This window comes from Novacetimonas hansenii JCM 7643, assembly GCF_000964405.1.
In the GTDB taxonomy this organism is placed as follows: Bacteria; Pseudomonadota; Alphaproteobacteria; order Acetobacterales; family Acetobacteraceae; genus Novacetimonas; species Novacetimonas hansenii.
In genome coordinates, this window is record NZ_BANE01000416.1 from 1 (window position 1) to 1,253 (window position 1,253).

1 protein-coding gene is annotated in these 1,253 nt (G+C 63.2%); it reads right to left on the minus strand.

Features of this window, described 5'->3' with window-relative positions; all coding sequences use genetic code 11:
- Positions 1 to 63 precede the first annotated feature (63 nt).
- On the minus strand, positions 64 to 984 hold the full coding sequence (locus tag B7G66_RS16865) for a delta(1)-pyrroline-2-carboxylate reductase family protein (RefSeq protein ID WP_003621722.1): 921 nt from the start codon (positions 982 to 984) through the stop codon (positions 64 to 66).
- Between the last annotated feature and the right edge of the window lie 269 nt (positions 985 to 1,253).

The following is a 1,253-nucleotide window of genomic DNA, read 5'->3' on the forward strand; positions in this document are numbered from 1 at the left end:
AAGATGCTCGTAAAAACAATAAACCGGAGCATTTTCACCGAACCGGTTTTCGGTGGAAATGCCCTAGGCTTCGGGTGACAGGCGTGTCTGCATGTCGCGTGCGACCCGGCAGGCGGCAAGGTCCCATGCCGCGCATCCCACGGATTTGAAAAATACGGGCCGGGCCGGGTCGCGTGGCGTGTCGAATGCCTGCGCAAGGGCGCGGACATCCCCCCATGGCACACCGGCCTGCAGGATGTCCCCGGCCTCTGACGGGGCGCCGATGGGATCATCCACGTAAATCTGGCTGGCGCGGACGACCTGCGGGGCGATTTCCGCCATGTCCGGGCGATAGGCCCCAACCCCGATCACCAGGCGGCGCGCATCGGCGGGTGTGTCGAAAATGGGCGTGGTGCTGGATGTCGTGGTGATGACGACATCAAATCCGTCCTCTGCCCCGGCCCGTTCGGGACGCAGCATCAGGCGGTCGGTTGCGTGCTGGGTGCAAAAACGCTCCGCCCGGTCGGGGGTGCGGCCACGGATCGCAACCTCGATGGCGGGATGCAGGGCGGCCAATGCCTCCACATGTGCCAGGGCCTGCGTGCCGGTGCCGATCACCAGCACGCGGCGCACATGCCCGTGAACGAAGGTGCGGATCGCCAGCATGCTGATGGCCGAGGTGCGGCGCATCGTGACCGTTGGCCCATCCAGCCCGAACAGGAACCGCCCGTCATGCGCATCCGCGCACGTGACCGTCCCCTGTATGGCCGGCAGGTGCAGCGCCGTGTTCGCGCCAAAGATCGTCAGCAGCTTGGTCGTAATCAGGTCCGCCCCGACGGCGGGCATGCACATCAGCACCCCGCCCCCATCGTGGGTGGGAACGGTGGTGCGTTCGGGGCAGGCGATGGTGCCGCCCGCGTAATCGCGCACGGTGCGCGCCAGCATGTCCACCAGCGCCGGGAATGGCAGCAGCGCCTGTGTCTGCGTCGCGCAGTAATGTTTCATCGGGGGCCTGTTTATTCGTATGGATCGGGACGTATGGTGCCACGATTGCACCGCGTCACACGCCGCGCGTCAAGGGGGCATGGATATGGGGCAGGGGCCGTGCCTTTCCCTGCGCGTGGCCTGTCCTTTTGTGCCTATGTCGCCATGGCTGAAAAGCCTGACCGAAAATGAATAGAGTTATTTCCGTTATTTAGAAGAGTGTTTGAAAACAACGCGTTGATAAGAAAAAGTTTTTGGGTGCCGCCTTTTTTCAAAAAGGTGGCGTCTTT